The following is a 16,698-nucleotide window of genomic DNA, read 5'->3' as shown; positions in this document are numbered from 1 at the left end:
CCTGCGATGAAAGAAAAAGACGAAAGCTTCGTAGTAGATTTTGTCGGCGGTGCAGTTGGCCACCGTTTCCGCTCCGGCGAGGGGCGCGGACAGGCTCTGCCGAAAGCCGCGGGTTTCACAAAGGGCCGCACGCCGAAAATCGTGGATGCGACCGCAGGCCTCGGGCGCGACGCTTTTCTGCTGGCTTCACTGGGAGCAGAAGTAACGCTGATCGAACGCTCGCCGGGAATGCATGCCCATCTTGCGGACGGCATTCGCCGCGCATTGGAGGCGGGCGGCGCCTATGCCGAGGCGGCGGCGCGCATGACGCTGCTTCACGGAGATTCACGCCAGTTGCTGAAAGAGCTTTCACCGGAGGTGGTGATTGTCGACCCCATGCATCCGCCGCGCCACAACACGGCGCTGGTGAAAAAGGAGATGCGGGTGCTGAGGGAACTGGTAGGCTCCGACCCGGATCAGGTGGAGCTGATGGAGGCTGCGCTGGAGAATGCGACGAAGCGGGTGGTTCTGAAATGGCCCCTGCGCGCCGAGCCGATGCCGGGCATTCGCAAGCCTTCGCACCAGATAATGGGCAAGAACACCCGTTATGATGTCTTTATGATCTTCGGAAAATCTCTCGACCCGGAGGAATGATCAGCGGAAGCTCGGCTTTCGCTGCGCATTCATCAAAAGCTCGTGGCGCGAGGCGAACTCGCCGAACAGCTTTCTGAGCCGCGTTTCCTCGGCCTTGTCCAGCCGGTAACGCCTGCAGAATTCCGCGACGTTGAGGATCGGCTTGGTTCTGTTCCCGTCTATGGTCTTGTTGTCGATGATCTGCATGGCGCCCTCCGTGTAACAAAGGGGAAAACGTGACCGCAGGCTGGCGGTTCCTTATCAATTCGCATGGATGAGAAAAGAGCGTGCCGCCTGCACACGGAGTGATCAAGTTTTCTTGAAACTATCGCAGGAAACGAAATCCTCCCCAAATGGTTCTCTGCCTGACGTAAACGATGGAAGGGAGACCCATGTTCCATAACAACCGATTTCTGAGTTCGACGATCCTGTGTGCGTTGCTCGCCGTGCCGCTTGCCGGCGTTGCACAGGCCCAGGCCCCGGCCGCCGAAACGAAACGGCCGAATGCGCCGGATCAGAAACCGGCTTTTGAGGGCCAGACCCGCGCGCCGCAGGCCGCCACCCAGCCAAGCGTCGAAAAAACCGTGATCGCGGACGGCCTGCCGCATCTGTGGTCGATGGAGTTTCTGCCCGATGGCCGCATGATCGTCGCAGCCAAGGAAGGCGCCATCCATATCGTCGCCGACGGCAAGGCCGGCCCGGCGATCGCGGGCGTGCCGGAGGTGGCATCCGACGGACAGGGCGGCCTTCTCGACATCGCGCTGGCTCCCGATTTCGAAACATCACGCACCATCTTCTTCTCCTTCTCCGAACCGCGCGATGGCGGCAACGGCACGTCGGTAGCCTCGGCGAAACTGACCGAGGAGAGCGGCGCGGCAAAGCTGGACAATGTCTCGGTGATTTTCCGCCAGATGCCGACCTATGATGGCGACAAACATTTCGGCTCCCGCCTCGTCTTCGGGCCGAACAACGAGCTTTACGTCACGGTCGGCGAGCGTTCCGATTCAAAGCCGCGCGTGCAGGCGCAGGACCTGTCGAGCGGGCTTGGCAAGGTCTTCCGCATCGATACACAGGGCAAGGCCTTTGAAGGCAACCCTTTCGCCAGCCAGCAGAACGCCCTCCCCGAAATCTGGAGCTATGGCCACCGCAACCTGCAGGCGGCAGCGCTGGATGGAGAAGGCAGGCTCTGGACCGTGGAACACGGCCCGCGCGGCGGCGATGAGCTGAACATGCCGAAAGCCGGCCTGAACTACGGTTGGCCGGTCATCACCTATGGCGTCGAATATAGCGGAAGGTCGGTTGGCGAAGGCGTTACCGCAAAGGAAGGCATGGAACAGCCGGTTTATTATTGGGATCCGGTCATCGGCCCCTCCGGCATGGCCTATTATGAAGGCGACCAGATTCCCGAATGGAAGGGCGCCTTCATCGTCGGCGGTCTGGTAAGTCAGGGTCTCGTCATCCTGCATATCGATGGCGACAGGGTTGCCACCGAAAGCCGGCTGCCGCTCGAAGCACGCATTCGCGACGTGAAGGTCGGTCCGGATGGCGCGATCTATGCCGTGACCGAAGAGCGCGGCGGCGGTGAATCGCAGATTCTGCGGATCGCCAAGGCCGGCTGATTAAAAAGGCCGGCTGAGAAAACTCACGATTGGAACGACAGGCCGCCGGAACGAAGGCGGCCTGTTTTTCGTTTGCCGCAGCGTGAAACCTGCCGGAAAAAACCATGCCACAGCCGCCCACCCGCCTTCTTGCCAAAATCGGACTTGCCTATGTCAACGATCAGGAGCCGGGTATTGCCCGCGAGAAACGCGGACGCGGTTTCTGTTACCGCCTTCCGGGCGGCGAGCTTCTCTCCGACAGCGTCGAACTGAAGCGCATCAAAGCGCTCGGCGTGCCACCCGCCTATAAGGACGTGTGGATATGCATCGACCCCGCCGGCCATCTGCAGGCAACCGGCTTTGATGCCCGCGGGCGAAAACAGTATCGTTATCATCCCGATTGGCATGCGCTCCGGGGCGAAACGAAATTCTTCCAGCTCAAAAGCTTCGGCAGAGCGCTGCCCGCCATTCGCCGCCGCGCCATCGCCGATATAGAAAAACAGGATCACGGGCAGGAAATGACGCTCGCGGCGCTCACGCTGCTGCTCGATGCCGCCTATCTGCGTGTCGGCAACCGCTCCTATCTCGAAACCAACGGCACCTATGGCGCAACGACATTGCTCAAGCGGCACGTCTCCTTCGGTGAAACCATCGAGCTGCGGTTTGCCGCCAAGGGCGGGCAGAAGGTGAAACGGCAATTGCGCCACCCTCGCCTTCAGAAAATCCTCGAGGAGATCGCCGATCTGCCCGGCAAGGAACTCTTCGTCTGGCAGGACAGTGAAAACCGGGTGCATTCGGTCGATTCCAGCGATCTCAACGCTTACCTCTCCCGCATCGGCGGGCAAGGCATTTCCGCCAAGACCTTTCGTACCTGGGGCGGAACTTTGGCGGCCTTCTGCAACGCGATGGAACATGTGGCGGCGGGCGACAAACCGAGCATAAAGGGTATGTGCCAGGCAGCGGCGGCGGAGCTTTCCAACACGCCCGCCATCTGCCGCAAGAGCTATGTGCACCCGGCCGTCCTCGATATCGCGACGGAAGAGAAAGCGCAGAAAAAGCTTGGCCGCATTTTGAAGGTCGGGGCAAAGCCCGTCTCCGGCCTCAGGGCGGATGAAAGACGGCTGCTTGCCTTTCTGCCCTGAGGATCAGCGGCTGCCCGCCCATTCCGACAGCTCCCGCTCGGCCCTTTCCAGCGCGCTGTAATTTAACAGCTTGCGCAGGAAAGCGACGGTAACGGCGCGAGTTCTGAGATTATACCGGCCTTCCGCCTCGTCATCGCCGGCGGCCTGATGCACGTTCAGCTTCTCATAGAGGCTTTGCAGCCGGTTCTGTACGCTGCGCAGCGACAGGTTACGGCGCCGCGCAATCGCCTTGTCGGTAAGTCCTAGCGCGACATCGACAAGGATTTCATATTCGGAATCGGTGAAGCCATGAGCCTTGCCGAGGCTCTTTTCCTGCAGGCCGCGCACTTCCCGGTCGATCACGCATTGCGCCTCGATGAAGATGCTGCGCAGCGCCAGCCGCAGGCGGTCATCGGAGGCGGATTTCAGCACGTAGCCATAGGCGGCCCCTTCCGGCACGATGCGGGAAACACCGCGCACATAGGCCTCGTCGGAATAGTTGGACCAGAACAGGATGCGGGTATCGGGTCTTTCCTTCCAGATGGTGCGCGCCGCCTCGATGCCGTTGCGCTCGTTCATCTGCAAATCCATGACGATATGGGCGGCGCGATTTTCGCGCGCGAGCTTTTCGCCGGTTCTGCCGTTTGCCGCCTCCAGCACCTTGTCGCATTCCGGCAGCGCGGCACGCACCGCCTCGTTCAGATAGGCGCGGTGCAGCGCATCGTCCTCGACGATCAGCACATCCATGTCACAACTCCTCCCGCCGGTCGAAAGCGCCTGCCGGCAAGGTGACGGTGATGCGGGTTCCCGCTCCCGTGCCATTGCCGCCAATATCGAATTTCGCCGAAATCAGCCGCGCCCGCGTCTTCATATTGCCGATGCCGAGGCCGCCGGAGGCCCCGCCTTCGCCGCCGCCGCTGCCGTCATCGCTGACCGTCACCCGCAAGCCACCGTCTATTGCGGTCAGTTTCACGGCAATCGCTTCGGGCTGGGCATGGCGAATGGCGTTATTGACCGCCTCCTGCACGATGCGGAACAGCGAGATGGCCACCGTCTTGTCCAGCCTTTCCACCAGCCCGTCCGTCTCATCCGTCACCGACCAGTCGATTGCCGATCCGCTGTCGCGCACGGAGCGGTCCACATAGGTCTCGATGGCCTCAACGACGCCGAACAATTGCAGGATCGAGGGTTTCGCCTCCTCGATGATCTCGCGCAGATCCTGCATGCAATGCTGCAGGCTGCGCACCACCGGCTCCAGCATCTCGCCTGACAGGTCGGGGGTATGGCTCATGCGCTCAATGCGCCGCGCAAGCCGCGTCAGGTCCGCCAGCGTCTGGTCGTGCAGATCCATGCCGATGCGCTGCCGCTCGGCCTCCAGCGCCTCGGTCAATTGCAGCGCGCCTAAACGCAGGCCCTCCTCGCGGGCATTGGCGCGCGCCTCCTCGATGGCGGAGCGTTTGGCCTGCTCGGCGGCGCGGATAGCGTAGAAATAGGGCGCCAGCAAATCCGCGACCGCGCGGGCATTCGCCACATCCTCCATCGTATAGGCATCCGACTGGTGCGAGGAGCAACTCAGCGCGCCGATGATGTCGCCATGCACCTTCATCGGCACATGCAGCCGGCTATGCAGGTTAAGTTCGATGATCGGGCTTGAAAACGACCCTTCGAAATGAAAGCGCGGATCGGAACAGGCGTCGCCGCTCAAGAGGTATTCCACCTCGCCTGACAGCAGTGTCCGGATCGGACTACCGGTCAGAAGGGCGGGCGGCTGCCGGCTCCAGGCGCTGACGAGACCACTCTCATAGGCGATGTGATATTTGTCATCCAGCTGCTTGATGCAGACGTCCATATGATCGTGCGGGATGATGTGGCTGATCTCGGTGGCGACCGCCTGGATGATGGCATTAAATTCGAGCTGCCCGGCAAGCAGCCGCGAAATACCCATATAATGATGAAAAAGAGCGCTTTTCGGCGTATCCAGCATGTGCGGACGCCCTCCCAAGCGCCTGCCTTCGACCATCGCGGCGAAGATTCAATCCCTTGGGCGCCGCATCATTCATTCTGCGCCCGGCAGTGGCGTTTCGTCCTGCGGGTTCCCGCAAGCTTTCTGCGGAAACCCGCAGGAAGATTGCCGCGATCCGCCTATACAAGCCAAATCTTCTTGGTCATTCTCGCTTCTACTGGGGAAAGGAGCTCCAGTGCAAAGGAATTCCACCTGCCGCCGAGGAGATTTGCGGCGTGCGTGAATTCCGGGCTCGAAAAGGGCAAGCCACGAGGGAGGAAATCAAATGGCTTTCAGGAAGATGCTTCTGGCATCGGCCGCTGTCGCATGCGCAGCTTTGCCGATCACCGCTCATGCCGATACGTCGGCCAAAAAAATCGCGCTTTCAAACAATTATGCCGGTAATTCCTGGCGTCAGGCGATGCTGACGAGCTGGGACAAGATCACCAAGCAGGCGGTTGCCGACAAGCAGGTCGCCGCCGCTGACGCCTTCACGACTGCCGAAAACCAGGCGACCGAACAGGCCGCGCAGATCCAGAACCTCATTCTTCAGGGTTACGACGCCATCGTCATCAATGCCGCTTCGCCGACCGCGCTTAACGGCGCGGTGAAGGAAGCCTGCGATGCCGGCATCACCGTCGTGTCCTTCGACGGCATCGTCACCGAGCCCTGCGCATGGCGCATCGCGGTCGATTTCAAGGCGATGGGCGAAAGCCAGATCGACTATCTCGCCAAGGCCATGCCGAAGGGTGGAAACCTGCTCGAAATTCGCGGTCTTGCCGGCGTTTCGGTGGATGATGAAATCCACGCCGGCATCGCCGCCGGCGTCGCCAAGAACCCGCAGTTCAAGATCGTCGGTTCGGTCAATGGCGACTGGGCGCAGGATGTGGCGCAGCGCGCCGTCGCCGGCATCCTGCCGAGTCTTCCGGAAGTCGCGGCCGTCGTGACGCAGGGCGGCGACGGTTACGGCGCGGCACAGGCCTTCGCCGCCGCCAAGCGCCCGACACCCACCATCGTCATGGGCAACCGCGAAGACGAGCTGCAATGGTGGAAACAGCAGAAGGACGCAAGCGGTTACGAGACCATGTCCGTCTCCATCGCGCCCGGCGTCTCGACGCTCGCTTTCTGGGTGGCGCAGCAAATCCTCGACGGCAAGGATGTGAAGAAGGACCTGACCGTGCCCTTCCTGCGCATCGATCAGGCCAATCTCGAGGAAAACCTGAAGACGACCCAGAAGGGCGGCGTGGCGAATGTGGAATATTCGCAGGAAGACGCCCAGAAGGCCATCGCATCGGCCAAATAGGCCGGATCGGCCCAGAGCCTGGCTATTGCGGCGCTCCCGGAACGGGCGCCGCAATAGCCACACATTATCCGATTTTCACATCACTGGCGTAATTGCTCATGAATGACATCATCGAGGCGGAAGAGGTCGTCGCTGCGCGCGGCGTGAAGGTCGTGTTCGGCGCGGTAAGGGCGCTGGATGGGGCCGATCTCGTCATCCGCACGGGGGAATGCCTCGGGCTCGTCGGCCATAACGGCGCGGGAAAGTCCACCATCGTCAACGTCATCAATGGCGGGCTGACGCCGCATGAGGGTTCCGTTTCCTATGGCGGCAACGAAAACCGCCATGGCATTGCCGCCGCGCGCGCGAACGGCGTTCGCTGCGTGTTTCAGGAACTGTCGCTCTGCCCGAACCTGACGATCAGCGAAAATGTCCGCATCATGCATGCCGCCACGGGTGGGCGAAACTGGCGCGGCCGTGCACTGACGACGATCCGCCAGACACTGGACGCAATTTTTCCCGGCCACGGTATCGATTGCGAGCTGACCATCGCCGAACTTTCCATCGCCGAACGGCAGATGGTGGAAATCGCCATCAATTTCTGCCGCATACCGCACGCGCCGAGACTGGTGATCCTCGATGAGCCCACCTCTTCGCTGGATGCCGGTCTTGCCGAGCAGCTGATGGATTATGTCCGCCGTTTCGTGCGTGAGGGCGGCTCGGTTCTGCTGATCTCGCATATTCTCGGAGAAATTCTTTCGACAGCCACCCGTATCGTGGTGATGAAGGATGGCCGGGTGGTGGCCGACCGGAAGGCTGCCGACTTCACCACCCGCTCGCTGGTCGAAGCCATGGGCAGCGTCGTCAAGGAACAGGACAGGCGACGGGGTGAAAGCCGCAAGGCAGGTGAGAAGGTGCTTTCCATGCCGGCACGCCGGGGCGAAGGCCTTGCCTTCGAAGCCTTTCGCGGCGAGATCGTCGGCCTTGCCGGTCTCGGCGGCCATGGCCAGACCGAAGCGCTTCTCGATCTTTATCTCGCCCGCAACAATAGCTGGATACCAGCGCGCAAGACCGATCTCGCCTTCGTGGCGGGCGACCGCAGCCTGAACGGCACCTTCCCGCTGTGGAGCATCCTCAAAAACCTGTCCATCGCCTCACTCAGGGATATTTCAGCCGCAAGCATGGTGGACAGAACCAAGGAAACCGAGCTTGGGGCGCAATGGAAAAAGCGCATAGAAATCCGCACGCCCGACATGGGCAACAAGATCCTCTCCCTTTCCGGCGGCAACCAGCAGAAGGTGCTTTTCGCCCGCGCGCTTGCCACCACCGCCAGCACGGTTTTGATGGACGACCCGATGCGCGGCGTCGATATCGGCACCAAACAGGAGGTCTATGACATCTTGAGAACCGAAGCCTCCCACGGCCGCACCTTCATCTGGTACTCCACCGAAATGGACGAAATCCGTCTCTGCGACCGGGTCTACGTGTTCCGCGACGGCGCCATCCAGGCGGAACTCGTCGGCGACGATATTACCGAGCAGAATGTGCTGGCGGCCTCTTTTGCCGGAGAAGACCACGCATGAAACTCTCGGCAAACGCGCTCCGCCTCATCATTCCCGCCGCATCGCTCGCCTTCCTGCTCGCCGCCGTCTTCTACATGCAGCCGCGCGCCATGAGCTATACCGGCATGAACCTGCTGTTCAATCTGGCGGTGCCGATTGCGCTCGCCACCATTGCGCAGATGCTGATCATGTCGGTCAACGATCTCGATCTGTCGATGGGTACCTTCGTCAGTTTCTGCGCCTGTGTGACCGCCACTTTCCTGCAAACCACGCCACTCCTCGGAATTGCGATTTTTGCCGGTGCGATTGCGGTCTATGCATTGCTGGGCGCCATCATCCATATCCGCGCCCTGCCCTCCATCGTCGTCACGCTCGGCATGAGCTTTGTCTGGGGCGGCCTCGCCGTTCTCATTCTCCCCTCGCCCGGCGGCCAGGCGCCCGCCTTCATTCGCACGCTGATGACGGCGAAACCGCCCTTCGTGCCAATCGCCATCGTCGCCAGCATCCTGATCGCGGTCGTCGCCCATTACATCGTCATGCGCTCTTCCTTCGGTGTGTTGATGCGCGGCGTCGGCGGCAATTTCCGCTCGGTCGAACGCTCCGGCTGGTCGGTCGTCGGCATTCGCGCCGCTACCTTTGCGCTGGCCGGTTTCTTCGCGGTGCTGTCCGGTATCGCCCTTGTCGGGTTGACGACATCGGCCGACGCCAACATCGCGCTGCGTTACACGCTGCTCTCGATTGCCGGCGTCATTCTCGGCGGCGGTGAGTTCGTCGGCGGAAGGGTATCGCCCATCGGCGCGGTCATCGGCGCGCTGACGCTGACGCTCGCCGGTTCGTTCCTCTCCTTCATGCGCATTTCGCCGGACTGGCAGATCGGCGCGCAGGGGGCGATCCTCATCATTGTGCTGGCGCTGCGCATCCTGCTCAACCGTCTTGAAAAGCGGGAGAAAAACCAATGAACGGGCTCTCTTCCGTCACCAGAAAACCATGGATCTGGTCTTTTGCCGCAACGGCGGTCGTCTGGATCGTCACCGTGCTCTTCACCGGCGGTGCAAGCTCCTTCGGCCTGTCGCATGCCGCACTCACCTTCGCAGCCTTTTCGGTCATCGTCGGCATCGGCCAGATGTTCGTCATCACGCTCGGACCGGGCAATATCGACCTCTGCGTACCCGCCACGATGACGCTGTCAGGCACGCTGGCCTTGAAATTCATGGATGTGTCCGACGGACTTATCCTGCCCGGACTGCTGATCGCCATCCTGATCGGCATCGCCATCGGCATCGGCAATTATGCGCTGATCAAGCTGTTGCGCATCCCGCCGATCATCGCGACGCTCTCCATGAGCTTCATCGTGCAATCCATCGCCATCTGGTCGAACCGCGGCCTGCGCATCAAGCCACCGGAAACATTGGCCACATTCGCCACGTCAAGTTTCTTCGGCATTCCGAATGTCGCCCTCGTGGCCCTGCTGCTCTCGGTCATCGCCTGGCTGCTGCTCGACCGCTCTTTTTACGGGCGCTGGATTTCCGCCATCGGTCAGAGCACCTTCGCCGCCCGCATGACCGGCATTCCGGTGGACGGCGCACGCTTCGTCACCTATGTGCTCTGCGCGGTGCTGGCGGCGATTGCCGGTTATCTGCTCGCCAGCTTCTCTGGAGGTGCTGCGCTCAACATGGGCTCGGAATATCTGCTGATGTCCATCGCCGTTGTCGTCATCGGCGGAACGGCGGTGGCGGGCGGCGATTCCAATGTTCCCGGCATCTGGGGCGCTTCGCTCTTCATGTTCCTGGTGGTCTCGATGCTGAATACCTATGGTTTCGGCGCCGGCATCCGCCTCATCCTCACCGGCCTCATCATCATCTCCGTCATTCTTCTGGCAAGCGGCCCCAAGGCCACGCGCTGAACCCATAACGACAAGCCCCCAAGCGGACCACGCTCATGACCATAGACACGACCTCCCCTTACGAAATCCACGATGACCGCTTTCGCCATCTGATCGTCGGCAATGCCGAGCTGGAAGAGCTTTATTCCGGCTGCCGCTGGGCCGAAGGCCCGGTGTGGTTTGCCGATCTGAACTGCCTGCTGTTCAGCGATATTCCGAATGAGCGCATGTTACGCTGGGTGCCGGATGGCGGGATATCGGTGTTCCGCCAGCCCTCCAACTTCACCAACGGCAATACCCGCGACCGGCAGGGGCGGCTCGTTTCCTGCGAGCATGGCGGCCGCCGCGTCACCCGCACCGAAGTCGACGGCTCGATCACGGTTCTTGCCGACAGCTACGGCGGCAAGCGGCTGAACTCGCCCAATGACGTGGTGGTCAAATCCGATGGCAGCGTCTGGTTCACCGACCCCACCTACGGCATTCTCTCCGATTACGAGGGCTACAAGGCGGAACCTGAACAGAAGACGCGCAATGTCTACCGGCTCGATCCCGCGACAGGAGAGGTAACGGTCGCTATCGACGACTTCATGCAGCCGAACGGCCTTGCGTTTTCGCCTGATGAGACGAAGCTCTACGTCGCCGACAGTTCCTACAGCCACGATGTCTCCCGCCCGCGCCATATCCGCGTCTTCGATGTGGTGGATGGCGTGAAGCTCACCAACGGCCGGGAATTCTGCAACCTCGACAATGGCCTGCCGGACGGCTTCCGTCTGGATACTGCCGGCAACCTGTGGACCAGCGCCGGCGATGGCGTTCACTGCTTTTCCCCCGAAGGTACGCTCCTCGGCAAGATCAAGGTGCCGCAGACGGTCGCAAACCTCACCTTCGGCGGCCCGAAAAAGAACCGCCTGTTCATCACCGCGACGAAATCGCTTTATTCGGTCTATGTCGCCGCAACCGGCGCGCAAACGCCTTGAGCTACTGAAAAACCGGAGGAAACGGGCCGGGAAGGAACTGGCAAGACGGCTTCACCGCGCTATAAAAGCGGAATGAACGACGATTCCAGCCCCTTCCTGACCGACGACATGGCCGTGGACGGCGACACGCCGGCTGTCGAGCCCACCAGCCGGATGCTTTCCTGGGCGCGCAATTCCGCCCTCTACCGGCTGGAACAGCGCATGATGACGGAAAAGCAGCTGCGCGACGCCATCATGCGCAAGGCGCGGGAAAAATTCGAGGATATCAGCCCGGCGCAGGTCAGGGCGCTTGGCGAATTTGCCGTGACCTTCGCTTATGGCATCAAGGCGCTCGACGACACCGCCTATGCGGAAATCGCCGTGCGGAGTGGCCAGCGCAGCGGCAAATCGAAACGCGGGCTCGCGCAGAAACTTCAGGTCAAGGGCATCGCACGGGAAACGGCCGCCGTCGCACTTCAGGAGACCGATGATCTGGTCGCAGCCGTCATCTTCGCCCGCAAGCGCGCCTTCGGTCCGTTTCGCCGTGTAGAACTGGACGAGAAGCGCAAGGCCAGGGAATTCTCCGCCTTCGCCCGCAATGGCTTCAGCTTCGAGATCGGCGCGAAAGTCATGGCGATGACCTTCGAAGAGGCGGAAGAGATTATCGCTGAAGCGCCGCTTTGACTGCTATTGCGGCATGGGATGCGTTTTCAGATAGGCGATCAGATCCGCAATATCGGTTTCGCTCCACAGCCCGAAAAAGCGCATCGCATTTCCCGGTATCGCCTTTTTCGGGCTGGCGATGAATTTTTGCAGTTCCTCTTCCGACCACACCCGGCCAGCCGCGCCGGCATCCTTCAGCGCCTGCGAATAGTGGCCGTAATCGCTCACGGAAGCCATCGGCTTACCGACGACACCCATCAGATGCGGCCCCATGCGGGTGCGTGGCGTGTCGATGCTGTGACAGGTGGAACAGCGGCTGAAGACCTTCTCCCCATGGGCCGCATCGCCCTCGGCAAAAGCGGCTGTCGCCAAAAGGAAAGAACAGGCGGTTACTGCCGCGACACGTCTGAATGTGGAAATCATGGCCCGGATAATACAACGCCCTCTCCGTCTGATAACGAAGAGGGCGTGTTTTGACATGCGACAGAATGCCCGGCCGAGGCCAGGCACTTTGCCGATCAGTTCATGGCCGTGAGCGTCACGGAGGTGCCGGTGGCGGCGAGGTTGAGACCAACCTGACCCGTCACGCTGACCGTCTGCAGCTGGATGGAGCCGGACGTGCCGCCAACGAGAACGTTGGTGCCGACGCCGAGACCGACGGTGACTTCAGCCGTTGCGCCCTGATAAAGGCCGCCGAGCGAACCGCGGTGGTAACCGGCGGTCGGGGCGAAAACGGCCCAGACCAGACGGCCCTGCGTGGTGAAGCCGAGGTCGACACCCATCTTGCGGATGGCGCCGGTGTAATGGTCGGTGCGACGGGCGCCCATGGTGGACTGGAAAGTGCAATCCAGTTCCTTGGCCGAGCCGAGAACGTAACCGACGCCGCCGCCGATATCGCAGGTGAGGTAACCGATCTTGACGCCGTTGCGATCGTCCTGCTCCTGCGGAGCCGGCTCATATCTTGCAAGGTCGGCAGCGAGGGCGGATGCGGTTCCGCCGAGGCCCATCGTCAATGCGGCAAAAGTTACGGCAACAGCCTTTTTCATCTGATTTTCTCCTGTTTTATTCCTACCCGCAGCAGCCCTTCTTGCCCTCTCCGGATATTGAATTCCGCACTGTTAACGTTTGTTCCCTGAAATCGATCCAAAACAACTTAATTGGAGGCGATGAAAGCGGAACGGTTAACAATGTCTGATGGCGGTAGGATGCCATTAAGACATTGTTAGGGCGGGAAATGCGTGCGGAATCGCCATCAACAGCCGGCGTTGCCAGCCGTTGTTTTGCTGCAACAACCTCAAAGCGGCAGGGCGACGGGAAAGCCGGTGGCGGCATGGGTCATGACATCCATGCGGACGCCATAGATGCGCTGCAGCGTCTCCGGCGTCATGATCTCCTGCGGCGTTCCCCGTGCAATCAGCTGGCCGGAATGAAGCGCGACGATCTCATCGCAGAAGCGTGCCGCCATGTTGACGTCGTGCAGCACGACGATGACGCCGAGCCCCTTTTCGCGCGACAGTCTCTGCACCAGCGAAAGCACTTCGATCTGGTGCGCCATGTCGAGTGCGGAGATGGGTTCGTCGAGAAGCAGGCTTTCGGCATTCTGGGCCACCAGCATGGCAAGCCACACGCGCTGGCGCTCGCCGCCCGAAAGCGTATCCACCAGCCGGTCGCGGAAGGCGACGGTGTCGGTGAGTTCGATGGCTTCGTCCACCTTCTCCTGATCCGCTTTGGTGAACTGCCCAAGCGCGCCGTGCCAGGGATAACGGCCGAGCGCCACCAGTTCCTTGGCCAGCATGCCGGAGGCGGCCGGCGTATATTGCGGCAGATAGGCGAGCTTTCGCGCAAATTCACGATTGCCCCATGCGCCGAGCGCCTTACCCTCGAATGAGACCCTGCCCGCCGTCGGCTCCTGAATCCGCGCGAGAATCTTGAGCAGCGTGGATTTTCCCGAACCGTTATGGCCGATCAGGCCGATGGTCTTGCCGGTCGCAAAACTGGCCGTCAGCGGCTGCAGCAATGTCCTGCCCGGCACCTCCATCGTCACGCCGTCGAGAGAAAAAAGCGGAATATCGTCATAATCGACGGCAAGTGCTGCCTGACCCATGGTTCTCATCTCCGTACATCGTTCAAAAAATTCATCATCGCCTGCCTGAAAGCCAGATCAGATAGGGCGCGCCGGCAAGCGCCGCAAAAAGCCCGAGCGGCAGCTCATAAGGAAAGGTGACTGTCCGTGCGCCGAGATCGGAAAGCGCCATCAGCACCGCGCCGAACAGGAAGGAGGCGAAGAGATGATCGCGCGGCGTGGTGAACCCGGCACGAAGCGCAATATGCGGCGCCATCAATCCGACAAAACTCAACGGACCGACGAGCAGCGAGGCGGCCCCGGTGGCAATGCCCGCCACCGCGATGACGGCGATGCGCGCCGCGCCGAGCGGCAGTCCGAGGGAGAGCGGCACATCGCGTCCGAGCGGCAGGATCGTCAGCCAGCGCGTGACCGATAGCGCGCCCGCCAGCAGCACGATGGAAAGAATGGCGAGAAAGATCGCCGAAGCCGGCGTCGCCGTCGAACCCGAGCCACTGAGCCAGGCGAGGATCTGCCACGCCCGCTGGTCGCCAATGGCAAGCAGCGCCGAGAGAACCGCCGAGCAGAGCGAGCTTATGGCAATGCCCGCGAGCAGGACTTTTTCCGGCGCGAGGTGCCGGCGCATGGAAAACAGCAGGACGAGGATCATGACGCCCGCAGAGCCGATGCCGGCGCCGCAAAACAGTTCGAAAAGACCGGCGGCCGGAAAAATCGTGATGGCGGCGGCAAAACCGAGGCCTGCACCGCCGCTGACGCCGATTACTTCCGGGCTTGCCATGGGATTGCCGGTAAGCCGCTGGAGAAGCGCTCCCGCCATGGCCAGAAGTCCGCCTGCGGCCACGGCCGCCACCAGCCGCGGCCAGCGGAACGGCAGCAGGCTTTGCAGATCGTCAGCCTTCAGCACCGTCCAGCCATCGGGCCCCTTGCCGATGGCGAGCGCTGCAAAAACCAGCCCCGCCATGACGGCCAGTACCGGCAGCAGGGCCGTAAGCCGGCGTCTTGTCGCCAGCTCGACGCCTTCACCGCGATGCACATCGGTCGGCCGGATTTTCGGCAGCAACCACAGAAGCAGCGGGCCGCCGATCAGGGCCGTTACCGCGCCGGTCGGAAAAACTTCGGCGGTCGTGCTTGCCAGAAGCTGCACGAGACCGTCGCAGAACCACAGCAGCAGGCCGCCCAGAAGCGGGGAAACCAGGAGCACCGAAGACGAACGCCGCACACCGAGCGCCCGGGTGAGCGCAGGTGCTGCAAGGCCGATGAAGCTGACGAGACCGACCGCCGAAGCAACGAAGGCGGCCAGCATGACCGCGACGGCGGCGACCGCCAGCCTGATCGAAAACAGCGAGACGCCGAGCGATCGCGCACCGGCATCGCCGAGACCGAGGACCGTCAGCGGCTTAATCAGCAGGCCGGTCAGAACGAGCCCGGCAACAAGCTGAAACGCGAGGGACAAGGCGTTCGACCAATCCTGCTGGCTAAGCGAGCCGCCGTTCCAGACGACCAGCGACATCAGATATTCGCCCTGTGCCAGCGTCAGAGCAGCGGAAACGGACGCGGCGGTGATGCCCACCAACAGGCCCGACACCACCATGGTCACCGGCTCGAAGGAGCGTCGCCAGCCGAGAAGAAACACGATGCCGGCCGCACCGGCAGCGCCGGCGAGCGCCACCAAGGCGCGGTTGCCATCCAGCACCGACGGAAAGTACAGGGTTGCGATAACGATGGCCAGTTGCGCGCCGGCCGAGATGCCGAGCGTCGAAGGATCCGCAATCGGATTGCGCAGCAATTGCTGGAAAAGCGCGCCCGACAGGCCGAGCATCGCGCCCGCCAGAATGGCGACCGCCACGCGCGGCATCAGGCTGAAGGCGAAAATCACCTGATCCATCGACATGGTGGCGACATCGAACGGCAGGCCGGGCCATGCACCGAAAGGCAGCCGCAGCAGCCCGGCATGCAGGGAAAGCCCGCAGGCCAGAACGAACAGCAGCCCGAAGAAAAGCTGGAGAGGCCGCGCCGTCACAGGGCTTCTCCCTGCGCCGAGAGCGCTTCGGTCAGAAGCCGCGCAAAGCGCATGCCGGCGGTGATGCCGCCATAGGGACCGACATTGCCGAGCGTGACCACCCGGTTTTCCCGCACGGCAGGCAGCGCGCGCCATATGGCGCTGCTGCGCAGGGTTTCCCGCGCCTCGACCGGAATATCGGAGACGATGACGATGCGCGCATCGGGCGAAGCGGCGAGGTTTTCAAGCGGCACCGGGGCCGCGAAGGTGAATTGCGAACGATCCACCCAGGCATTGGCGAGCCCCAGCCTGCCAAGAACATCCCCGAACATGCTATCCGCACCGAAAGCACGAAAATGCCGGGCGTCGCCGATATTGATCACATAGGTCGGCCGCGCCGCAAAACCGGCAAGGCGGCTCCGCATGGCTTGCAGCGCCGCTTCCGTTTCGCCCAGCACCCTGCGCGCCTCATCGGCCCTGCCGAGCTTTTCGCCAAGGGCGGAGACCGCCGCCAGCGCCTTTGCGAAAGGCGGCTCGCCCTTCACGTAAAAGGGCAGCGAGAAGACCGGGGCAATCGCTTCCAGCCTGCCGGTATAACGGGTGTAGAAGGGCGAAATCAGAATTAGATCGGGTCGGCTCAGTTGCAGAAGCTCGAAATTCGGCGCACCGCGCAGGCCGAGATCGGCGACGGTTGCAGGGATTTCCGGCTCGACCGCATCCACCCGGAACTGGATGAGTTCGGTCGCCGCCACCGGCATGACACCGAGCGCAACGGCGGTTTCCAGCATGGCCCAGTCGATGGCGGCGAGGCGTGGCTTGACCTCCGCCTGCGCCTTGCCAGCAAGAGCCGAAGCAGCGAGCAGGCCTAAAAATTCCCGCCGCCCCCAAAGGGGGGACATCCATCGATCCTTGCGCGTCATGCCCCTGCTGCTTCACTT

At 62.1% G+C, this 16,698-nt stretch carries 17 protein-coding genes; 9 read left to right on the top strand and 8 right to left on the bottom strand.

Annotation, left to right across the window (positions count from 1 at the left end; translation table 11 throughout):
- Nucleotides 1–6: 6 nt before the first annotated feature.
- Nucleotides 7–633, top strand: a complete 627-nt coding sequence (locus ACQZ5K_RS14155; RefSeq protein ID WP_003522119.1) for a class I SAM-dependent methyltransferase — start codon at nucleotides 7–9, stop codon at nucleotides 631–633.
- Here ACQZ5K_RS14155 and ACQZ5K_RS14150 read toward each other — a convergent pair whose 3' ends face one another.
- A complete protein-coding gene (locus ACQZ5K_RS14150; protein WP_003508485.1) occupies nucleotides 634–819 on the bottom strand; it encodes a hypothetical protein in 186 nt (61 codons plus the stop codon).
- A 185-nt stretch (nucleotides 820–1,004) separates the two neighbouring features.
- Between ACQZ5K_RS14150 and ACQZ5K_RS14145 the strand changes: the two genes are divergently transcribed.
- Both ACQZ5K_RS14145 and ACQZ5K_RS14140 read left to right on the top strand, forming a co-directional pair.
- Nucleotides 1,005–2,231 (top strand): PQQ-dependent sugar dehydrogenase, encoded by a 1,227-nt coding sequence (locus ACQZ5K_RS14145; RefSeq protein ID WP_059755915.1) that lies wholly within the window; start codon nucleotides 1,005–1,007, stop codon nucleotides 2,229–2,231.
- Nucleotides 2,232–2,335: 104 nt separating this feature from the next.
- Nucleotides 2,336–3,352, top strand: coding sequence for a DNA topoisomerase IB (locus ACQZ5K_RS14140; protein ID WP_059755917.1), 1,017 nt, complete (start codon nucleotides 2,336–2,338; stop codon nucleotides 3,350–3,352).
- A 3-nt stretch (nucleotides 3,353–3,355) separates the two neighbouring features.
- Here the strand turns inward: ACQZ5K_RS14140 and ACQZ5K_RS14135 are convergent, their stop codons facing one another.
- Nucleotides 3,356–4,078 carry a response regulator transcription factor gene (locus ACQZ5K_RS14135; protein ID WP_059755919.1) on the bottom strand — a complete coding sequence of 241 codons (723 nt, stop codon included), beginning with the start codon at nucleotides 4,076–4,078 and terminating at the stop codon, nucleotides 3,356–3,358.
- 1 nt (nucleotide 4,079) lies between these two features.
- On the bottom strand, nucleotides 4,080–5,315 hold the full coding sequence (locus ACQZ5K_RS14130) for a GAF domain-containing sensor histidine kinase (protein WP_125146162.1): 1,236 nt from the start codon (nucleotides 5,313–5,315) through the stop codon (nucleotides 4,080–4,082).
- A gap of 304 nt (nucleotides 5,316–5,619) precedes the next feature.
- Between ACQZ5K_RS14130 and ACQZ5K_RS14125 the strand changes: the two genes are divergently transcribed.
- From ACQZ5K_RS14125 to recX, 6 genes are all read left to right on the top strand, one after another.
- Nucleotides 5,620–6,636, top strand: coding sequence for an ABC transporter substrate-binding protein (locus ACQZ5K_RS14125; protein ID WP_003522114.1), 1,017 nt, complete (start codon nucleotides 5,620–5,622; stop codon nucleotides 6,634–6,636).
- A 98-nt stretch (nucleotides 6,637–6,734) separates the two neighbouring features.
- Entirely contained in the window at nucleotides 6,735–8,198 is a 1,464-nt protein-coding gene (locus tag ACQZ5K_RS14120; protein WP_174058398.1) for an ATP-binding cassette domain-containing protein, read from the top strand.
- Entirely contained in the window at nucleotides 8,195–9,136 is a 942-nt protein-coding gene (locus ACQZ5K_RS14115) for an ABC transporter permease (RefSeq protein ID WP_080857658.1), read from the top strand. Before ACQZ5K_RS14120 ends, ACQZ5K_RS14115 begins: the two co-directional genes overlap by 4 nt.
- Complete coding sequence (locus ACQZ5K_RS14110) at nucleotides 9,133–10,080, top strand: ABC transporter permease (protein WP_174058397.1); 948 nt, start codon at nucleotides 9,133–9,135, stop codon at nucleotides 10,078–10,080. The genes ACQZ5K_RS14115 and ACQZ5K_RS14110 overlap by 4 nt, the downstream gene beginning before the upstream one ends.
- A gap of 35 nt (nucleotides 10,081–10,115) precedes the next feature.
- Entirely contained in the window at nucleotides 10,116–11,036 is a 921-nt protein-coding gene (locus tag ACQZ5K_RS14105; RefSeq protein ID WP_174058396.1) for an SMP-30/gluconolactonase/LRE family protein, read from the top strand.
- A gap of 72 nt (nucleotides 11,037–11,108) precedes the next feature.
- A complete protein-coding gene (recX, locus tag ACQZ5K_RS14100; protein WP_174058395.1) occupies nucleotides 11,109–11,699 on the top strand; it encodes a recombination regulator RecX in 591 nt (196 codons plus the stop codon).
- A gap of 3 nt (nucleotides 11,700–11,702) precedes the next feature.
- Here the strand turns inward: recX and ACQZ5K_RS14095 are convergent, their stop codons facing one another.
- The 5 genes from ACQZ5K_RS14095 to ACQZ5K_RS14075 form a co-directional block, all read right to left on the bottom strand.
- Nucleotides 11,703–12,101: a c-type cytochrome gene (locus tag ACQZ5K_RS14095; protein ID WP_174058394.1), complete on the bottom strand. Its 399-nt coding sequence runs from the start codon at nucleotides 12,099–12,101 to the stop codon at nucleotides 11,703–11,705.
- A gap of 95 nt (nucleotides 12,102–12,196) precedes the next feature.
- Nucleotides 12,197–12,724, bottom strand: coding sequence for a DUF992 domain-containing protein (locus ACQZ5K_RS14090; protein WP_003522107.1), 528 nt, complete (start codon nucleotides 12,722–12,724; stop codon nucleotides 12,197–12,199).
- A 248-nt stretch (nucleotides 12,725–12,972) separates the two neighbouring features.
- On the bottom strand, nucleotides 12,973–13,782 hold the full coding sequence (locus ACQZ5K_RS14085; RefSeq protein ID WP_035263594.1) for an ATP-binding cassette domain-containing protein: 810 nt from the start codon (nucleotides 13,780–13,782) through the stop codon (nucleotides 12,973–12,975).
- A gap of 34 nt (nucleotides 13,783–13,816) precedes the next feature.
- Nucleotides 13,817–15,781 carry a Fe(3+)-hydroxamate ABC transporter permease FhuB gene (gene fhuB / locus ACQZ5K_RS14080; RefSeq protein ID WP_174058393.1) on the bottom strand — a complete coding sequence of 655 codons (1,965 nt, stop codon included), beginning with the start codon at nucleotides 15,779–15,781 and terminating at the stop codon, nucleotides 13,817–13,819.
- A complete protein-coding gene (locus tag ACQZ5K_RS14075) occupies nucleotides 15,778–16,680 on the bottom strand; it encodes an iron-siderophore ABC transporter substrate-binding protein (RefSeq protein ID WP_174058392.1) in 903 nt (300 codons plus the stop codon). Before ACQZ5K_RS14075 ends, fhuB begins: the two co-directional genes overlap by 4 nt.
- Nucleotides 16,681–16,698: the final 18 nt, after the last annotated feature.

It is taken from the genome of Agrobacterium sp. 22-226-1 (genome assembly GCF_053522345.1).
This window is presented reverse-complemented; position numbering and strand designations above follow the sequence as displayed.

Bases quoted from the DNA above. Each gene is read 5' to 3' on its own strand.
- ACQZ5K_RS14155 (WP_003522119.1), top strand. From the start codon at position 7: ATGAAAGAAAAAGACGAAAGCTTCGTAGTAGATTTTGTCGGCGGTGCA.
- ACQZ5K_RS14150 (WP_003508485.1), bottom strand. From the start codon at position 819: ATGCAGATCATCGACAACAAGACCATAGACGGGAACAGAACCAAGCCG.
- ACQZ5K_RS14145 (WP_059755915.1), top strand. From the start codon at position 1,005: ATGTTCCATAACAACCGATTTCTGAGTTCGACGATCCTGTGTGCGTTG.
- ACQZ5K_RS14140 (WP_059755917.1), top strand. From the start codon at position 2,336: ATGCCACAGCCGCCCACCCGCCTTCTTGCCAAAATCGGACTTGCCTAT.
- ACQZ5K_RS14135 (WP_059755919.1), bottom strand. From the start codon at position 4,078: ATGGATGTGCTGATCGTCGAGGACGATGCGCTGCACCGCGCCTATCTG.
- ACQZ5K_RS14130 (WP_125146162.1), bottom strand. From the start codon at position 5,315: ATGCTGGATACGCCGAAAAGCGCTCTTTTTCATCATTATATGGGTATT.
- ACQZ5K_RS14125 (WP_003522114.1), top strand. From the start codon at position 5,620: ATGGCTTTCAGGAAGATGCTTCTGGCATCGGCCGCTGTCGCATGCGCA.
- ACQZ5K_RS14120 (WP_174058398.1), top strand. From the start codon at position 6,735: ATGAATGACATCATCGAGGCGGAAGAGGTCGTCGCTGCGCGCGGCGTG.
- ACQZ5K_RS14115 (WP_080857658.1), top strand. From the start codon at position 8,195: ATGAAACTCTCGGCAAACGCGCTCCGCCTCATCATTCCCGCCGCATCG.
- ACQZ5K_RS14110 (WP_174058397.1), top strand. From the start codon at position 9,133: ATGAACGGGCTCTCTTCCGTCACCAGAAAACCATGGATCTGGTCTTTT.
- ACQZ5K_RS14105 (WP_174058396.1), top strand. From the start codon at position 10,116: ATGACCATAGACACGACCTCCCCTTACGAAATCCACGATGACCGCTTT.
- recX (WP_174058395.1), top strand. From the start codon at position 11,109: ATGAACGACGATTCCAGCCCCTTCCTGACCGACGACATGGCCGTGGAC.
- ACQZ5K_RS14095 (WP_174058394.1), bottom strand. From the start codon at position 12,101: ATGATTTCCACATTCAGACGTGTCGCGGCAGTAACCGCCTGTTCTTTC.
- ACQZ5K_RS14090 (WP_003522107.1), bottom strand. From the start codon at position 12,724: ATGAAAAAGGCTGTTGCCGTAACTTTTGCCGCATTGACGATGGGCCTC.
- ACQZ5K_RS14085 (WP_035263594.1), bottom strand. From the start codon at position 13,782: ATGGGTCAGGCAGCACTTGCCGTCGATTATGACGATATTCCGCTTTTT.
- ACQZ5K_RS14075 (WP_174058392.1), bottom strand. From the start codon at position 16,680: ATGACGCGCAAGGATCGATGGATGTCCCCCCTTTGGGGGCGGCGGGAA.